The sequence below is a fragment of the Pseudidiomarina fusca genome (genome assembly GCF_032227045.1).
GTDB lineage: Bacteria > Pseudomonadota > Gammaproteobacteria > Enterobacterales > Alteromonadaceae > Pseudidiomarina > Pseudidiomarina fusca.
In genome coordinates, this window is sequence record NZ_JANFPJ010000078.1 from 1 (window position 1) to 1,862 (window position 1,862).

Below are 1,862 nucleotides of genomic sequence, written 5' to 3' on the forward strand. Positions count from 1 at the left end.
ATGCTGTCTAATAATCCATCACGAAAGATCAACAAGCCCTAGTTTATCAAACGTTTGTATTAGAAGTCGCCAAATCTCTGCTTCACTAAGCGTTATCGATTCCTTGTCCAACAAACTGCGCTTTAGCGCAAAAATATTGGTTTCAAGAATGGAGAGCGCCCTTATCTGACGATTTACTTCCTGATAACCCTGTTCATCATCTGATAGCAGCTGATCATTAACCAGCAGTGACTGTAAGTTACTGAGAATGTGCTCCATCTGCACTAACAATCTATCCCGCTCACTCAATGGCGCGTCATTGGTTAACAAATACTGCGCTAGCCAAACCTTCAGTCGTTGTTTGTCGGCACCTAGCGCGATAAATTCGGCCAGCATCTGATTAGATACCCTACCTCGCTCAACATGATAGGCGGCTATCCCTGATGTCCAAAATGCGGCTACGGCCTGAACAATACAGAACATAACCAGCAAACCAAATGATAAGAGCAAACGATTTCGGTACATATCAATTTAACCCGATAACAAGATCACACTAATTAATGCGTGACATACGCTTACTACAGCATTGCGGATTAAAAAAACCCGGTAAACCGGGTTTAATCTATGTTAGAAATGGTACTGAACCCGAACCCCAAAGCCAATAGGCTCCTCGGTTACCCCTGACGGTGTATCAATATCGCTAAACACAATGTTGCCCATAAACCGAAGGTTATTTAACAAGTAATAGTTAACGCCCAATGTAAGATTTTTCTGCTCACCACCAAAAACAGTACCGTCATTCAAATCGGTGACAGAGTACCGTGCAGCAACCTCAATAGCGCCTGACTCTTTTGATGGTTTAACGCCGCTAAACAAACCATTCTTGTACGAACGGCTCTCGCCAGTTAACACATAACTTAATTGAAAGTGATATCCAGAGAAGGAAACATCTTCAACTGTTGACGAAGTGTTTAGTGTCATCGCTTCAGCTTCGGCAGACCAGGCACCATTAATGAAGGCAGCCTCCAAACCAAAACGATTGATGGAATTTATGCCTTCCAGAGTACCGGTATCGATTAAACGCACACCAGAGTCAATACGTAGCTCAGGACGGTCCCGCAATCTAAGCGTGTTATAGTCACCCATGTCCTGATACACGAAAGCACCGGCAAAATGATACTGAACATCATCAACTTTTGGATGGTAAATAATCCGCTGAGCAAGCCCCATACTGTCATCTTTGCCAGCATCGCCCTCTGTATTCATGGTGCGGCCGAACAACATAGATTCTGATGTTAAGTTACCGAAGGTTTTATCAAACCGCACGCCTAACTTACGGTCAGGGGTAATAACCGTAGAGCCGCTTGAACGCTCCATAAAAGTAATAGAGTTGGAGCTGGTTAGGGTGTTTAGACTAAACGGCACGCGCTGGTGGCCGATAGTCACATTGCCACCAGCCAGTTTAGTGCGAATATTTACGTCAGCTGCTGAGGCATCGCCACCTTCAGCGAAGTCATACTCAATAACAAAACGCCAATCAGGCGATAAATTGCCCTGCATACCAAGACGCCCACGACGCACATTAAAACCGTTACCAATTTCCGTAACATCGTCTTTGTACATACCTGCATCCAGATGCATTCTACCACGAGGCGTGATTTCCACTTCGGCAAGTGCGCTACCAGTGAAAGCACCTACGGCTAGGGCAACTAAAACTTTGCTATTTGTATTCATGATTAATTCTATCCCAATCTCTAGTTTTGACCCAGGCATCATATGTCACTTATATGACATTTGCGTGACACAATGACAGTTTTATGACTTAAATATGACAATAAAAACTAGGGCTTGTTGATCTTTCGTGATGGATTATTAGACAGCAT

The 1,862-nt window shown here is 43.9% G+C and carries 2 protein-coding genes; both read right to left on the reverse strand.

Annotation, left to right across the window (positions count from 1 at the left end):
* Nucleotides 1–18: 18 nt before the first annotated feature.
* Nucleotides 19–504 carry a hypothetical protein gene (locus NOG12_RS13105; protein WP_313933501.1) on the reverse strand — a complete coding sequence of 162 codons (486 nt, stop codon included), beginning with the start codon at nt 502–504 and terminating at the stop codon, nt 19–21.
* 102 nt (nt 505–606) lie between these two features.
* Nucleotides 607–1,713, reverse strand: coding sequence for an OprO/OprP family phosphate-selective porin (locus NOG12_RS13110; RefSeq protein ID WP_181394977.1), 1,107 nt, complete (start codon nt 1,711–1,713; stop codon nt 607–609).
* Between the last annotated feature and the right edge of the window lie 149 nt (nt 1,714–1,862).